The organism is Clostridium sp. MCC344 (genome assembly GCF_018785365.1).
GTDB lineage: Bacteria > Bacillota > Clostridia > Lachnospirales > Lachnospiraceae > Pilosibacter.
In genome coordinates this window covers 1-16,049 of record NZ_WQPQ01000039.1, presented here as the reverse complement: position 1 = coordinate 16,049, position 16,049 = coordinate 1, and the positions used below count along the sequence as shown (strand labels likewise).

General features: G+C 50.4%; 11 protein-coding genes. 4 read left to right on the top strand and 7 right to left on the bottom strand.

All coding sequences use genetic code 11. From position 1 onward, the window contains the following. Window positions 1-48: 48 nt before the first annotated feature. The 5 genes from spoIVA to GPK90_RS11015 all read right to left on the bottom strand — a co-directional run bounded on the left by spoIVA (window position 49) and on the right by GPK90_RS11015 (window position 6,073). The gene (spoIVA, locus tag GPK90_RS11035; protein ID WP_215702991.1) at window positions 49-1,521 is read right to left on the bottom strand and encodes a stage IV sporulation protein A; all 1,473 of its coding nucleotides are present in this window, start codon (window positions 1,519-1,521) and stop codon (window positions 49-51) included. Window positions 1,522-1,606: 85 nt separating this feature from the next. Beyond that, a complete protein-coding gene (locus GPK90_RS11030; protein WP_118529754.1) occupies window positions 1,607-2,614 on the bottom strand; it encodes an NAD(P)H-dependent glycerol-3-phosphate dehydrogenase in 1,008 nt (335 codons plus the stop codon). Between the two features lie 63 nt (window positions 2,615-2,677). Beyond that, window positions 2,678-3,310 carry a glycerol-3-phosphate 1-O-acyltransferase PlsY gene (gene plsY / locus GPK90_RS11025; protein ID WP_215702990.1) on the bottom strand — a complete coding sequence of 211 codons (633 nt, stop codon included), beginning with the start codon at window positions 3,308-3,310 and terminating at the stop codon, window positions 2,678-2,680. A 3-nt stretch (window positions 3,311-3,313) separates the two neighbouring features. Further along, complete coding sequence (der, locus tag GPK90_RS11020) at window positions 3,314-4,639, bottom strand: ribosome biogenesis GTPase Der (RefSeq protein ID WP_015554291.1); 1,326 nt, start codon at window positions 4,637-4,639, stop codon at window positions 3,314-3,316. Window positions 4,640-4,654: 15 nt separating this feature from the next. Then, complete coding sequence (locus GPK90_RS11015; protein WP_215702989.1) at window positions 4,655-6,073, bottom strand: DUF512 domain-containing protein; 1,419 nt, start codon at window positions 6,071-6,073, stop codon at window positions 4,655-4,657. 242 nt (window positions 6,074-6,315) lie between these two features. On the opposite strand from GPK90_RS11015, the gene GPK90_RS11010 reads away from it, so the two are divergent. Then, on the top strand, window positions 6,316-7,503 hold the full coding sequence (locus GPK90_RS11010; RefSeq protein WP_118298054.1) for a ribose-phosphate pyrophosphokinase: 1,188 nt from the start codon (window positions 6,316-6,318) through the stop codon (window positions 7,501-7,503). 177 nt (window positions 7,504-7,680) lie between these two features. Here GPK90_RS11010 and GPK90_RS11005 read toward each other — a convergent pair whose 3' ends face one another. Together GPK90_RS11005 and GPK90_RS11000 are read right to left on the bottom strand one after the other, a co-directional pair. Next, window positions 7,681-9,549, bottom strand: coding sequence for a tetratricopeptide repeat protein (locus GPK90_RS11005; RefSeq protein ID WP_215702988.1), 1,869 nt, complete (start codon window positions 9,547-9,549; stop codon window positions 7,681-7,683). Between the two features lie 674 nt (window positions 9,550-10,223). Further along, window positions 10,224-12,323 carry an elongation factor G gene (locus GPK90_RS11000; protein WP_118297904.1) on the bottom strand — a complete coding sequence of 700 codons (2,100 nt, stop codon included), beginning with the start codon at window positions 12,321-12,323 and terminating at the stop codon, window positions 10,224-10,226. On the opposite strand from GPK90_RS11000, the gene GPK90_RS10995 reads away from it, so the two are divergent. The 3 genes from GPK90_RS10995 to aroA all read left to right on the top strand — a co-directional run bounded on the left by GPK90_RS10995 (window position 12,324) and on the right by aroA (window position 15,381). Beyond that, the gene (locus GPK90_RS10995; RefSeq protein ID WP_215702987.1) at window positions 12,324-12,698 is read left to right on the top strand and encodes a hypothetical protein; all 375 of its coding nucleotides are present in this window, start codon (window positions 12,324-12,326) and stop codon (window positions 12,696-12,698) included. It abuts the gene before it with no gap. A gap of 194 nt (window positions 12,699-12,892) precedes the next feature. Then, window positions 12,893-13,987, top strand: a complete 1,095-nt coding sequence (locus tag GPK90_RS10990; protein WP_215702986.1) for a prephenate dehydrogenase — start codon at window positions 12,893-12,895, stop codon at window positions 13,985-13,987. 116 nt (window positions 13,988-14,103) lie between these two features. Next, entirely contained in the window at window positions 14,104-15,381 is a 1,278-nt protein-coding gene (gene aroA, locus GPK90_RS10985; RefSeq protein ID WP_215702985.1) for a 3-phosphoshikimate 1-carboxyvinyltransferase, read from the top strand. Window positions 15,382-16,049: the final 668 nt, after the last annotated feature.

Here is a 16,049-nt window from a genome sequence, read left to right as displayed (position 1 = left end):
CCTCGCGCTGCAAATCAGCTGTATTATTTGCATCTATTATAGCAAATTTCAGATAATTATGCAAATCATTCCTCCATTACTGTCATTGATAATTTTCTGTAGCGTATCCTGGAGTTTCATCTGGCAATCCTCTGTCATCTGGGAGATCTTCGCCTGCATGCCGTCCTCCACGATCTGTTCCACAGATTTTCCAAAGATATTCGTATCCCAGACGCCGTCCTCCGTCGCTTCCCCGTCCTTTATGTACGCGATCAGATCCTTCGCCTGCTGCTCGTTTCCGACGATCGGGGCGATCTCCGTCTCGATCCGCGCTTTGATAAGATTGATGGACGGAGCCTGGGCATGGATCTTCACCCCGTATTTGCTGCCGTGGCGGATCAGCTCCGGCTCATCCAGGGAAATCTCCGTCTTATCCGGCAGGACGATGCCGTATCCTTTCTGCCGGACCTCCGCCAGGGCATTTTTCACCTTCTCATACTCGCCCTGCATCTCCGCTGAATCTTTTAGGATCTTAAACAGGCTGTATTCATCGCGCACCGGCAGTCCGGAGATGTCGCTCAGGACCTCAAAGTACGCATTCTCGTCGACGACGACCCGGATCGTCACGCGCCCGCTCGCAAGATCGAGTTCATCCGCGATCAGCTTTTTCACCGCCCGGTCTTCTTCCGGGACCGTCTCCTTCGGCACATCTTTCATCTGAACAGAACGTTTTAAAAGCTTTTCCGCCTCCGCGATCATGTCCGCCTTGATCGCATGGGTATCCGGCAGGATCTCCGCCCACTTCGGGATCTCGAGGTCGAGTTCCGTCACGGGGAACTCCAGAAGGACTGTCCCCAGGATCTCCTCAATGTCCTCCTTCTTTAACTGCTCACAGTTTGCCGCCCGGACCGGAACTCCGTACTGGTTTTCCATCTTAAGCGCCAGCGCTTTCGTATCCGCCGCATACGGTCTCGTGGAATTGAGCACGATCAGGAACGGCTTTCCGATCTCCTTTAGCTCTGAGATTGTCTGCTCTTCCGCTTCCCGGAAGTCCTCCCTGGTAAGCTCACCGAAGCTCCCGTCGCAGGCCACGACAATACCGATGGTGGAATGGTCCCGGATCACCTTTCTTGTCCCGATCTCCGCCGCCTGGGTAAAGGGGATCTCGTAGTCGTACCAGGGAGTCTTCACAAGCCGTTCCTCCCCGTTTTCCGTGTGTCCTGCGGCGCCTTCCACCATAAATCCCACGCAGTCGATGAGCCGCACCTTCGCCCGGATCCCCTCCGCGAGTTCCAGCTCCGCCGCCTCCTTCGGGATAAACTTCGGCTCCGTGGTCATGATCGTCTTCCCAGCGGCGCTCTGCGGGAGTTCATCCCTGGTCTGCGACTTTTTCTGCCCGTCCGGAAGGTTCGGAAGAACGAGAAGTTCCATAAACCGCTTGATAAACGTAGATTTCCCGGTGCGCACGGGTCCCACGACGCCCACATAGATCTCGCCGCCCGTCCTCGCCTCGATATCCTTGTATACATGGAAATCATCCATAAAAATACCCCCTCGCATATACTGTTTCAGTGTATGCGCGAGGGGGATGTTTTTATTCACTCATGCGGCAGGTCTGTCCGGATCTTTATTCCCACGGAAGGTCGCTGTGCTCGATGCGCTTGTCGCGGAGCATCAGGTCAGCAACGGCCTCCTTCGCCGGTTTTCCTTCAAACAGGACCTCGTTGACCTGTTCAACGATCGGCATGGAGACGTTATATTTCTTTGCAAGCGCTCTCGCAGCCTTTGCGGAATAAACGCCTTCCACCACCATCTGGACTTCCTTCATGGCTTCCTCCATCGTGTATCCTTTTCCGATGAGGATCCCGGCACGGCGGTTTCTGCTGTGCATGCTTGCACATGTCACGATCAGGTCTCCGATCCCGGAGAGTCCTGTGTAAGTCTGATATTTTCCGCCCATGGCAACGCCAAGTCTCGCGATCTCCGCCATTCCGCGGGTGATGAGGGCCGCTTTTGCATTGTCCCCGTAACCAAGACCGTCAGCGATCCCGGCCGCCAGGGCAACAACGTTCTTCAACGCTGCTCCTGTCTCGATCCCCAGGACATCCGGACTCGTGTATACACGGAATACCGGACTGATGAAGGTAGACTGGATATACTCCGCGATCTTCTTTTTGTGGGATCCCGCAACACAGAGCGTTGGGAGTCCGCGGCTTACCTCTTCCGCGTGGCTCGGTCCGGAGAGAACGGCCGTCTCAGCCATCGGGAGCTCCTCTTTGATGATCTGTGTCATTGTATCGAGAGTATTCTCCTCGATCCCCTTTGCGACATCGACAATGAGCTGGCCATCCTTACAGAACGGTTTCATCTTCTGCGCCGTACTGCGCACGAAAACAGACGGGACTGCCATCACAAGAAGATCTTTATCCGCCATCGCCTTTTCAAGATCCGCAGTATAGATGAGTCCTTCCGGAAGTGTCACACCCGGAAGATTCCTGTGGGTCCTTGTCTTTGCCATCTCCTCGATCTCTGCCGGGATCGCGGACCAGAGTGTCACCTCATGTCCGTTATTTACCAGCAGTACCGCAATTGCGGTTCCCCATGTACCGGAACCGATAATACCAATCTTTTCCATGTTCAGGAACTCCTTTTTCTACGCCCTAAGGTTGATTTTCTTATGTACGCACCTGATGCCGGTTTATTTCTTTCCGCCCCAGAGCTTATTCTCCGTACCGGATAGCAGTCGTTTAATATTTGCCCTGTGTCTCCAGATCGCCATCGCCATCAGAATAAAGGAGATGGCAAAAAACTCCATGAGACTTCCTTCGGACACACGGTAATCCCCCCGTGATCCATAGATCAGCATCTGGATGAAGAATGAGATCACGACCAGGATCGATCCCAGGGACACATATCTTGTGATGATCACAGCGCCGAGGAACAGAGCCGCACAGACGAGCGTCACGCGCCAGTCCATGGACACGAGGATCCCCGCCATGGATGCGATCCCTTTTCCGCCTTTAAAGTGCAGATAGCACGGGAAATTATGTCCAAGGACAACTCCGAGACCCGCATAGAGCACGTAGAGGTCTGTATCCGGGCTTGCTTTAAAGATGATCCGGGCTGCAAGACATGCGAAAACAGTCTTTAAAAAGTCGCCCGCAAAGACGATGAGTCCCGCCTTCTTTCCGAGAACCCGGAGCGCGTTTGTCGTTCCGGAGTTTCCGCTGCCGTAATTTCTGATATCGATATGGTTCATCTTCCCGTAAAGATATCCTGTCTGGAATAATCCGAACACATAACCTATAACAAGACAAAGCACTCTGCCCATCGCTTAATCCTTCTCCTTCCTCTCACGGATGATGAATTTCAGGGATGTTCCGCGGAAGCCAAAGGCCTCACGGATCTTGTTTTCCAGGTATCTCGTGTAGGAGAAATGCATTAACTCCTTATCGTTCACGAAAATTACGAAGGTCGGCGGTTTTACCGCAACCTGGGTCACATAGTAGATCTTTAAGCGTTTGCCCTTATCGGACGGCGGCTGCTGCATCGCGACAGCTTCTGTCACGATCTCGTTTAAGACGCCGGTCGCCACACGGAGCGTCTGGTTCTCGCGGACCATATCGATCAGCTCAAAGAGTTTTTCCATTCTCTGTCCGGTCAGGGCGGACACGAAGATATACTCCGCATACGGCATATAGGACAGGGTCTCTTTTAATTTTCTTGTGTACTCATAGATCGTCTTATCATTCTTCTCGATCGCATCCCACTTGTTGACAACAACGATCACGCCTTTTCCGCGGTCATGGGCGATCCCGGCGATCTTCGCATCCTGCTCGGTGATCCCCTCAACGGCGTCGATGACCATGAGGACCACGTCAGCGCGCTCAACGGCTGTTACCGTGCGGATGATGCTGTAGCGCTCGATATCCTCTTTGATCTTGCTCTTTCTTCTGAGACCGGCCGTATCGATAAAGATATATTCCGTGCCGTTTCTCACGATCTCCGTATCAACGGCATCTCTCGTTGTTCCGGCGATGTTGGACACGATCACACGGTTCTCGCCGAGAAGCTTATTGATAATGGAAGATTTTCCGACATTCGGTTTTCCGACGATCGCGATCCTCGGACGGTCGTCCTCGCTGTCGTCATACTGGTCCTCACGGAAGTATTTTACTACCTCGTCAAGGAGCTCACCGAGACCGAGTCTCGACGCTGCGGATACCGGAACCGGATCGCCGATTCCGAGGTTGTAGAATTCGTATACATCATTTCCGAATTTTGCCATACTGTCCACTTTGTTGACCGCAAGAACGACCGGTTTCTTGGACTTTCTGAGCATGTCCGCAACCTTGGAATCCGCGTCAACAAGTCCCTGGCGGACATCGACGATGAAAATGATCACGTCCGCGGTATCGATCGCGATCTGAGCCTGTTCCCGCATCTGGGCAAGGATGATGTCCTTGGAATCCGGCTCGATTCCGCCTGTATCGATCAGGGTAAAGTTGTTGTTTAACCAGGTGCAGTCCGCATAGATACGGTCTCTTGTCACACCCGGAGTATCTTTTACGATCGAGATCGTGCTGCCGGCAAGTACATTAAAGAGTGTGGATTTTCCCACATTCGGTCTGCCGACGATCGCCACTACTGGTTTACTCATATTTTTTCCTCATTTCTATACTTCGCCGTCCCAGTCCGGAATGACTTCTCCGTCTTCCGTGAGTCCGGCATCTTTCATTGTAAGCTCATATGCCCCGTGTTCCGCAGTCTGCTCTCTCGCCGCTTCCGGATCGAGGATCGCATCGACAAGGTCATATCCGCTTGATTTTACTATATTTATCGGAATCTGTAAAGCATCTTCCGCCTGGGTCTTTGTGATGTCATCCAGGAAAACTTCTTCTCCGCTTTTGAACATGACGGCCGGAAGAAGCAATCTCTCTCCCAGCGGTCTTTCTTTCAGCTGTGCGATCAGATCCTGCCCCGTGATGAGGCCGGCCACCGTGATCTTCTCCCCGAAGAAGTCATTCCGGATCCGATATACATGGACGTTTCGTCCCGGATAGACCTTTTCGATCTCCCTCACAAGCTTTTCCAGATACGGGTACGGCAGGTATCCCGTCGCGATCGAGAGTTCTTCCTTCACCCCGTCGTCCTTCTTCCCGTCCAGGGCGTCCATCACCTCTTCCTGAAGGAGGCGCAGCATGCCGACGCCATTTTCCAGCTGGATATATCCGTCATAGCGTCCTTCCTCCGGCATCTCCCGTTCCGCCAGAATATACCACTCGTCGCTTGCATGGATAAAATGGATCCCGTGGCGCTCATAATTGATCTTCTGCCATTTTTCGATCAGGTCGATGACCTCACAGGCATCTTCCTTTGTAAACGGTTCCAGCGGATAAAGGCCGTCACGGTATTTCGAGAGTCCGACCGGAACAACCGACACACTCTGCATTACCGGCGCATACTTTGAGAGCTGCTCGATCGTGTACGCCAGTTCCTTTCCGTCATTGACGCCTTTGCAGAGAACGATCTGCCCGTTCATCTCCGTCTCCGCCTCGTAAAGCCGGTCGATCTTCTTTAACGCCTCCCCCGCAAACCGGTTGTGGAGCATTTTGCAGCGCAGCTCCGGGTTCATCGTCTGGACCGAGATATTGATCGGAGCCAGATGGAAACGGATGATACGCTCGATATCCTTGTCCTTCATATTTGTCAGGGTGATGTAGTTTCCCTGGAGGAACGAAAGTCTCGAGTCATCGTCCTTAAAGTAGAGAGTTTCACGCATTCCCGGCGGCATCTGGTCGATAAAGCAGAATATGCACTTGTTGGAACATGACTTGTAGTCACTCATGAGTCCGTTCTCGAAGGTGAGTCCTAAGTCCTCCCCGCCGCTCTCGATCTCAAGTTCCCACTCTTCGCCGTCTGCTTTCCGGACGACCATCACGAAGCTCTCAGCGTCCGTCATATAATCATAGTCGAAGATATCTTCCAGTTCCTCCCCGTCTATGGTAAGAAGCACATCGCCCGGCTCCAGTTCCAGTTCTTCTGCGATGGAACCGGGAGCGACTGCCGTAATTTTATGTCCCTGATATTTCACTTTATTTTCCCTTCCTGCATGGTTCTAAACACAATCATACCAATCTTCCTCCAATTTGTAAAGGAATGTTCTGACGAATTTTCATGCGAAACTATTGACGAAAAATGTCCGAAAATGGTATACTCGGCGTGGAATGCCTGCTCATCCCGTATAATAAGGAAATGCAGGTCAAAAATATGATCGGACAGTCTGACCTGACAAGAGATCAGACCGCACCACTAAAAATCGGAGGATTATCTGACATGTCTAATCAGTACGTTTTCAACGACCGTCTGCCGCTCGCACCGCTTAAGATCGCTGCTCTTGAGAGCTGCCGTGATCTTGCGCAGAAAGTCAATGACCACATCGTAAACTTCCGCCGCAACGATACGGAAGAATTAATTCGCCGTCAGGGCAATTTACAGTACCGCGGCTACGATGTTGACTCCTACCTTCTCGACTGCGCATGCCCGCGTTTCGGAAGCGGTGAAGCAAAGGGAATCGTAAATGAGTCTGTTCGCGGAACCGATATTTTCTGCATGGTCGATGTGACAAACCACTCTCTCACCTACAAGATGTCCGGATATGTAAACCACATGTCCCCGGATGACCACTACCAGGACTTAAAGAGGATCATCGGTGCGACCGCATCAACTGCACACCGCATCAACGTGATCATGCCGTTCCTTTACGAGAGCCGTCAGCATAAGCGTACTCACAGAGAGTCTTTAGACTGCGCAATGGCGCTTGAAGAGTTAGTAAGCATGGGCGTGTCCAACATCATCACATTTGATGCACACGACCCGCGTGTACAGAATGCGATCCCGTTATCCGGTCTCGACAATTTCATGCCGACCTACCAGTTCGTAAAAGCACTGTTTAAACATGACAATACCTTAAAGATCGATAAAGACCACTTAATGGTCATCAGCCCGGATGAGGGTGCTATGAGCCGTGCCGTATACCTCGCCAACAACCTCGGCGTTGATATGGGTATGTTCTACAAGAGAAGAGACTACTCCAAGGTCATCAACGGAAGAAACCCGATCGTTGCCCATGAGTTCCTCGGAAGCTCTGTAGAAGGAAAGACTGTGATCGTTGTCGACGATATGATCGCATCCGGCGAGAGCATGCTCGACACCGCAAAAGAGTTAAAGGAGCGCAAAGCTGAGAAGGTTGTTGTATGCTGTACCTTCGGTCTCTTCACTGCAGGCTTCGACAAATTCGACGAGTTCTACCAGAAGGGTTATATCGACAGCGTTGTCACAACAAACTTAAACTACCGTTCCCCGGAACTCTTCACAAAGGAATGGTATGTGGAAGCTGATATGAGCAAGTACATTGCTGCCATCATCAACTCCTTAAACCACGACGTTTCCATCGGAAACTCCCTGTCCCCGACAGACAAGATCCAGAAGCTCATCAGAAAGTACAACGAGGGACTTCTGTAATCCTGAATTTCAGAAAATCTTTTACGCCGCCCGGTTTCTATTATGGATCCCAGGCGGCGCTTTTTAGTTTCATAAGAAAGGGCGGACTTTGGCTCGCTGTTCGCGCAAACTGGAAAAAGGGCGGGAACCCTGACACTTCTGCCGGGATTCCCGCCCCTTCTTATATTATTGCAATTTTTAGTTTCCGTTCGTACGTCTCACCTTGCTGATATCCAGCTTATCGGCTGCGGAGGAGTCAAACTCGACCGCAAACTGTACATTGTCAGGAAGTGCTTTCTTCTTCAGGACCTCGAAGTACTGGGATGCATCCTTGATGACAAGTCCTGTTGTATTCCAGTTGTCGCCCGGAAGGATCCATACCTTTACGTTTGCAACTTTCAGCTCATACGGAAGCTTCTGGGATACCCACTCGGTCTTTCCGTATTTGGACAGACAGTTATATACATCGCCCATCGTAAGTTTTCCAGTCGATCCGTCAAAGAGTTCCGTCTTCTCGTAAGTGTTTGTTCCGCCCTTGTCGCTTGCCTCCTGGAGCGTATCGGCATTCAGTTTCAGATTTCCGGAATTTACGGCTGCTGCCTGTGTCGGCTGCGGATTTGCCTTTGTGGTCTCCTTCACAGTTTCTTTTACCGCCGCTGTCGTCTCCTTTGCCGCAGCGGAAGTTTCCTCTTCGGTCTCTGCCGCCGTTTCTTCTTCCGTTTCATCTGCAGCATCCGTCTCATCGCCGGCTGTCTCATCATCCTCATATGGATTGTGATCCAACAATTTTCCGTCCACATCCGCGAAACGTCCGTCCGGAGTCGTGTCGTCCACCAGCATTCTTCCGTCATCCTCGAAGTAATATACCGCGCCGTCAAGCTGCTGGTATCCTGTCACTGCACTCGCATAGAGGCGTCCGGCCGCCGAGCTGAAGTAATAAGAGCCGCCGGTCTCATCCGTATACCATCCAAGTCTCCAGGAACCGTCCTTGTTAAGGCAATATGTATAATCTCCACCGCTGATCACGCCCGCGTCATAGTTGGACGGAGCCAGTGCGAACGCACGTTTGTAATATTTGGAAGCGCCTTCCACATCTCCGGCCTCCAGGAGTTCATCTGCTTTCGCATATGCCTCATCCGCTGCGGAAGAACGATAACTGTCCAGTTCCTCTTTATAGCTCTTATTTCCAGGTCTCATGGAAGCTGCCTTCTCCCAGAATTTCAGGCATGCATCCACATCCTCAAGTTCCATATAATAGGAGGATGCTGAATTTAAAAATTCATCCAGCTGCTCATCCGTCACCGTGGAATTCTGGTTGACAAAGCGCTCCAGTCCGCTCTGGACGATGCTCTCCGCCTCTTTTGCCTTTCCGGTATCAACATACACGGTGATCAGCATGGAATACGCATCGATCCGGTCCGGAGCTTCATCGATCACGGCCTTTAAAGTCTCAATCGCCTGGTCATTTTTCCCTTCGTCATAACAATACTGCCCGTAGGAAATTCTCGCCTCCAGCAGAGCACTTTTAATACTCTCATCGTTCTGATCCGCTTTCTGGAGGACTGCCACTGCGTTTTCGTAGTCATCCATCATGGAGTACGCTTCTGAGAGCTGTAAGGAGTTCTCCACGGTAACCCCGTCGATCTCCTGAAGCTTTAAGAGCCACGGGATCGCAGTCTCATAGTCTTCATTGTCTGTCAGGACCTGGCAGATCGAGCGGATGCAGTTCTCCTGCTCTTTCTCCAGGGACGGATCTTTCGTCTTTTCATATCCCTGTTTTAAGATTGCCTCCGCCTCGTCATATTCCTCATTTCCGATATATGCCTTGGAAAGCTGGATATAAGCTTTGCTGTAATTCGGATCGAGTTCAATACATTTTAACAGTGATTCGATCGCACTCTCATAATCTTCTTCTCCAACATACCCGGCTCCTTCCTTATAAAGGCTCTCCGCTTCTGTTGAACTTGCCTGCGCTTCCTGGGTCACACCGTTCACCGAAGTGTCTTTCTTTCCGCACGCGGAGCAGAGTACAAGCGCCGCGGCCATGATCAAAAACCATTTTCTCATTCTAATTCCTCATTTTCTGTCGGAGCATTCTGCATCCCGGAAATCTTTTATCCGATCAGCAGGCTGTCACGTTCCAGTCTTTGTTCATAAAACGGTCATCCATAAACTGTAACGATTTTTCCGTTCATTCGTCTACATTTATAGCTTATCAGTTTATAACTATACCATTTTTCTCTCTTTCTGTCCAGATGTAAGTCAATGGAAAACTATGGCATAACTTCGGCAAAACTGTGAACGTTCCGGGAAATCTCCTCACTCCGGTCAGGAAGTCTGTATTTTAACAAGGCTACGGAAGTCTCTTACCTCTTCTGCAAGGTAATAGGCAGGGAATGGAATTTGCCTGTATCAGGCGGAACGTAAATATCTTTTGACCTCAACAAGTGAAAACACGCTTCGCGAGTTTCCCCTTGTTATCGCGACAGTCGCCAAGGTCTCGCGCAAGAGCGGACTTTGGCTCGTTGTTCGCGTAAAAAAGGGGACCAGCCTTGCGGCTGATCCCTGAATTCGTAGTCTGTTCGTAACTGTTCAGTGTCCTCACAGTTACGTGCAAAAATCCATTCCAAATCAGCTTCGCCGATGGGATTTTTGCCTTCCGTCCCATGTTTTATTACGGTCAGCGCAGCAAGTGAGCAGACCTACTGAATAGTTACCTCTATTCTTATCTTTCAAAAACTTTAAGCGTCCACTTCTCCGCCTGCAGTTCTCGCTTCCACTTCTTTCTTCTGTACATCGCCAGGAGCCTGCTCGTAACGGCTGAATTCATAGGAGAATTCTCCGATACCGCCAGTCATGGAGCGGAGATCCGTATTGTAGCCGAACATCTCGGACATCGGGACATCCGCCACGATCTCCTGTTTTCCGCCATGGAGAGAGTTCATTCCGAGAACGCGTCCTCTTCTTCTGTTCAAATCACCCATAACATCGCCGGTGAACTTATCCGGAACAACGACTTTCACAGAGGCGATCGGCTCTAAGAGAACAGGATTTGCTTCCATAAATCCTTTCTTGAATGCCATTGTTGATGCCATCTTGAACGCCATCTCGGAGGAGTCTACCGGATGGTAGGAGCCATCGAGAAGAGTTGCCTTGATGCCGACTACCGGGTATCCTGCCAGAGGTCCCTTTAAGCAGCATTCCTGCACGCCTTTTTCAACTGCTGGGAAGTAGTTCTTCGGAACCGCTCCGCCGAATACTTTCTCTTCAAAAATATACGGGGTCTCAAGGTCGCCGGACGGTTCAAAGGACATCTTGACATCACCGAACTGTCCATGTCCGCCGGACTGTTTCTTATAGCGGCCAGGAGCTTCCACTTTCTTGCGGATCGTCTCGCGGAACGCAAATTTCGGTTTGGAGAGTTCCACATCGACTTTGTAGCGGCCGAGAAGCTTGCTGACTGTAACTTCGAGCTGCTGGTCACCGATTCCGTAGAGTAAGCTCTGACGATTCTCCGTATCGTTCACAACGCGGAGTGTCAGATCCTCCTCCATCATTCTTGCGAGTGCGCTGGAGATCTTGTCCTCGTCTCCCTTTGTCTTGGCTGCAAACCGCATATAAGTGTACGGTGTGGAGATCTTCGGTTTGTGGTATACGATCGGAGCAGATCTGAGGGCGATCGTATCGCCGGTCTGTGTCACGGAGAGTTTCGCTACAGCACCGATATCACCGGCCCTTAACTCCGGAACCTCGATCACGTCCTTGCCTCTCAGCACGTAGACTTTTGCGATCTTTTCTTCTGCGTCTTTATTTACATTGTAAAGGGTGCTGTCCGGTTTTAATGTTCCGGTGCATACCTTCATTAAGGAATATTTTCCGATAAACGGGTCAACGATGGTCTTGAATACTCTCGCAGAGAGGGAAACCTCGTCATTGTATTTTGCGGTGAAATGCTCGCCGTTTGATACGTCAACGCCGACGCACTCGCCCTTATCCGGTGACGGGAAGTAGCGGTCGATCGCATTTAACAGCGCATTGAAGCCCTGGCAGTTGGTTCCGGAACCCATCATGACCGGAACGATCGAACCGTCGCACACATGAGTCTGTACTGCGGTATAAATCTCATCCTGCGTGAATTCTTCGCCGGAGAAGTAACGTTCCATGTACTCTTCACTCGTCTCGGCAACCGCCTCGATCAGGGCGTCACGGATAATTCCGAGGTTTTTCTTTGTGTACTCCGGGATCTCGCAGTCCTCATAATCGGACAGGTTCGTAAAGCGGCGGCCCTGCATCTTGACTGCGTTTACGAAACCGACGAATTTCTCGTTTTCGCGGATCGGCACCTGGAACGGAGCGATCTTTCTTCCGAACTTCTTCTCAAGTTTTAAGATCAGTTCACGGAAGGATGCGTGATCATCATCCATGTTTGTGACAAATATGATTCTCGGGAGTTTATATTCTTCACACAGATCCCATGCTTTTTCTGTACCAACTTCGATCCCTGCCTTGCAGTTTACAACAATGATCGCTGCGTCAGCGGCGCTGACAGCCTCTTCCACTTCACCAACGAAATCGAAGTAACCCGGGGTATCAAGAAGGTTGATCTTGATCTTTCCTTCTGCTCCCTCGTACTCGATCGGAACCATTGTAGTGGAGATCGAGAACTGTCTCTTGATCTCTTCTTTATCATAGTCACTGATCGTATTTCCGTCAGCAACCTTGCCCATTCTCTTTGTAACGCCGGTCAGATAAGCCAGTGCCTCGGCTACCGTCGTCTTACCGGCGCCGCCGTGCCCTAAAAGTACAACATTTCGGATCTGTTTTGTTCCATAAATATCCATATGAATCCCTCCCGTATATGTTTTTTTGCCATTTTTTCAAAAGACTTCCGCAAATTACGGAGTTCAGATGTTCTGGCGATACTGCTTATTGCCTATGGTCATATTTTACCAAAACTTTTCGAATTTTTCAAGCTAAATATCGAAATTGCACAAAATATTTTCGATTGTTTTTGGGATATTGCGGAAAACATGGGCGTTTTGGCGGAAAAGCTTTTAAAAATCTGGGTGGGTTTCTTATTTTCTGCGATATTTTTGAGATTGAGGAAAGATTTGTTTTGCGGTGAGTTTCCGGGTGGGAGTGCCGGGATCAAGCACTCCCACCCGGAAACTCACCGCCCGCGAATGGAATGGCAGCGCGGGGTTTTCAATTTATAAAGTTTTATAGAATGTGAATAGGATCTCTCCTCCGCAGTCGTTACAGTGCCGTGCAGTTTTCTAAGTCAGAAAAAAGATAAGAAATACATCGATGATCCGGGTTTTGATTTTGCCACTTTAAAGTGTTGATTTTTTTCTGTTGACATTCCCACACCCATGTTATAAAATCGAAGAGATAAAGGAGGGATTACAAAATGTCTGATTCTACTTTTGGTTTTATCGGTCTTGGTCTCATCGGCGGTTCGATCGCCAGAGGCCTGCGCCGCGCAAATAAAGATATTACCATTATGGCGTACATGCGGACCCGCTCGAAGCTTGAGCAGGCAAAGAAAGAGGGGACGATCGATATCATCCTTGACGGGATCGATGAGACGCTCTCCGCATGTGACATCATCTTTCTCTGTACCCCGGTGGAGTACAATGCCATGTATCTGGAAAAGGTCCGTCCGTTCTTAAAACCGGGTGCCATTATCACGGATATCGGCAGCACAAAGACCGACATCCACAAGGCTGTGGAACGTCTCGGATATGAGGATGTCTTCGTTGGCGGTCATCCGATGGCAGGCTCTGAAAAGACCGGTTATGAGAGTTCAACTGACCATCTTCTCGAAAATGCCTACTATGTTATTACTCCGACCGCAAGATCGACTCCGGAACAGATCGACCGGATCCGCGAAGTCGCCCTGGCGATCGGTGCCCTGCCGCTTGTTCTGGATTACCATGAGCACGATTTTTCTGTCGCCGCGATCAGTCATCTCCCGCACCTTGTTGCGTCCAGTCTCGTCAATCTTGTCCATGACAATGATTCGAAGGACGAGATCATGAAGCGGCTGGCGGCCGGCGGTTTTAAAGATATCACGAGGATCGCCTCCTCCTCCCCTGTCATGTGGGAGCAGATCTGCATGACAAATACTGAAAATATCCTGACTCTCCTGAAGCGCTACATCGCGTCCCTGGAGTCCATCTGTGATACGCTCGAGCACCATGACGGAAGTGCAATCTACCGGATGTTCGAGGAATCAGGAAAATACCGTTCTTCCTTCCCGAACCGCGGCCGCGGTCCGATCGAGCGCGATTATTCCTTCAGTGTCGATGTTCTCGATGAACCGGGATCCATCTCCGTCCTCTCCGCGATCCTTGCCGCAAAGGGCATCAGTGTCAAAAACATGGGCATCAATCACAGCCGTGAGGAAGGGGAAGGCGCTCTCCGCATTTCCTTTTATAAAGAAGAACAGAAAAATGAGGCAGCAAGTCTCCTGAAGAGTCACAACTACGTTCTGACAAAATAACAAGTGAAAACACGCTTAGCAAGTTTCCCCTTGTTATCGCGACAGTCGCCAAGGCCTCGCGCAAGCGCGGACTTTGGCTCGTTGTTCACGCAAATAAAAACATCGAGGTATTTACCATGAAACTCCATAAAGCAGCTCATATCCGGGGCGAGATCACTGTCCCGGGTGATAAATCCATCTCCCACCGCAGCGTCATGTTCGGCTCCATTGCGAAGGGGACTACGGAGATCCACAATTTCTTAGAGGGCGCTGACTGCCTTTCGACCATCAGCTGTTTCCGCCGCATGGGGATCGAGATTGAAAATAAAAACGGTACCGTAATCGTCCACGGAAAGGGCATGCACGGGCTGACCGCCCCGTCCGGGACGCTTGACTGTGGAAATTCCGGAACGACAACGAGACTCATCTCCGGCATTCTTGCTCCTCAGAATTTTGATGTAACACTGACCGGTGACGAATCGATCCAGAAGCGCCCTATGAAGCGGATCATCGAACCGCTGTCCATGATGGGCGCTGACATCAAGAGCATCCGCGGCAATGACTGTGCGCCGCTTAAAATCTGTGGAATGCCGCTCGCAGGCATCCACTACACATCAAAAGTTGCCTCCGCCCAGGTGAAATCCGCCATTCTTCTCGCAGGTCTCTATGCAGACGGTCTCACGACCGTCACTGAGCCGCAGGTATCGAGAAACCACACGGAACTCATGCTGAAATTTTTCGGAGCTGAACTGGAGTCCAAAGAAACTTCCGTGACGATCTGGCCGGCAACGGAGCTTTTCGGCAACCGGATCGATGTCCCGGGTGACATCTCCTCATCCGTCTATTTTGTCGCAGCCGGCCTCATCCTGCCAAATTCCGAAGTCCTGATAAAAAATGTCGGGATCAATCCGACAAGAGCCGGACTCATCAAAGTCTGTGAGGCGATGGGCGCTGATCTGACGCTCTTAAATGAGAACCACGGGAACGCAGAGCCAACGGCCGATCTCCTCGTCCGTACCAGCAGCTTAAAAGCCTGCACCATCGAAGGGGATATCATCCCGACGCTCATCGACGAACTTCCGACGATCGCCATGATGGCATGTTTTGCAGAAGGTACCACCGTGATCCGCGACGCCGCCGAATTGAAAGTAAAGGAATCCAACCGGATCGCCATCATGGTCGAAAACCTGCGTGCGATGGGCGCTGATGTCGAAGAGACGGAAGACGGCATGATCATCCACGGTGGAAAACCGCTCCACGGCGCTGTCATTGACAGCCATAAAGATCACCGGATCGCAATGACCTTCGCAGTTGCCGCGCTGGCCGCTGAGGGGGAGACGGAAATCCATGACGCAGACTGCGTGAATATCTCCTATCCGGCGTTTTACGAGGAACTGGAGAGACTGACAGAATAAGAGCAAAGATTCGTATAAAAAAAGACATGGAACCATCCAATAACTGATGGTCCATGTCCTTTTTATATGGATCGAACACACGTGAGACTTCGTGCGTATTTTGTGGAAAGTCTAAAAAAGGCAAAGAAAAAAGATAACCCCAGGCACATAGGAATGCTCAGTACTAAGCGCCTACCCCATTTTGGGACCCAGTGTTAATCCTTCACAAGTTATCTTATTTGTATTATAATATTATGTTTGACCTTTGCCAATGTATAACATTAAACAGTAAAAAAGTATCATCACGGCAAGACCAAGCAAGAATACAAATCCAAGCAGGGCCGACATTTTTTATGGATCCTTGACCATCCCATTGCAATCCGGTACAAAAAGCATACGTCAAAGCACGGAAGAGGTGGCAAACATCATGTCAGACACGCTTCTGAATGATCCTGTAGTTATCAATCACAGGTAAAAATTCAACAGTAGACAAATAGTAGACAAATCACCTTTTTTGCCCTCTTTCGGACCTACTTTTCAAACCTGTAAAAACACGAAAGGGGCTGTCGCACTAACGTGCGACAGCTCATTTTATATATCCAACACAAAGGGGCTGTTGCAAAATAGATGAGTAATCATTTATGGAGCAGCAGCTCCTTTTTGTGCCAAAAAGTTTGTGCCAAAAATGA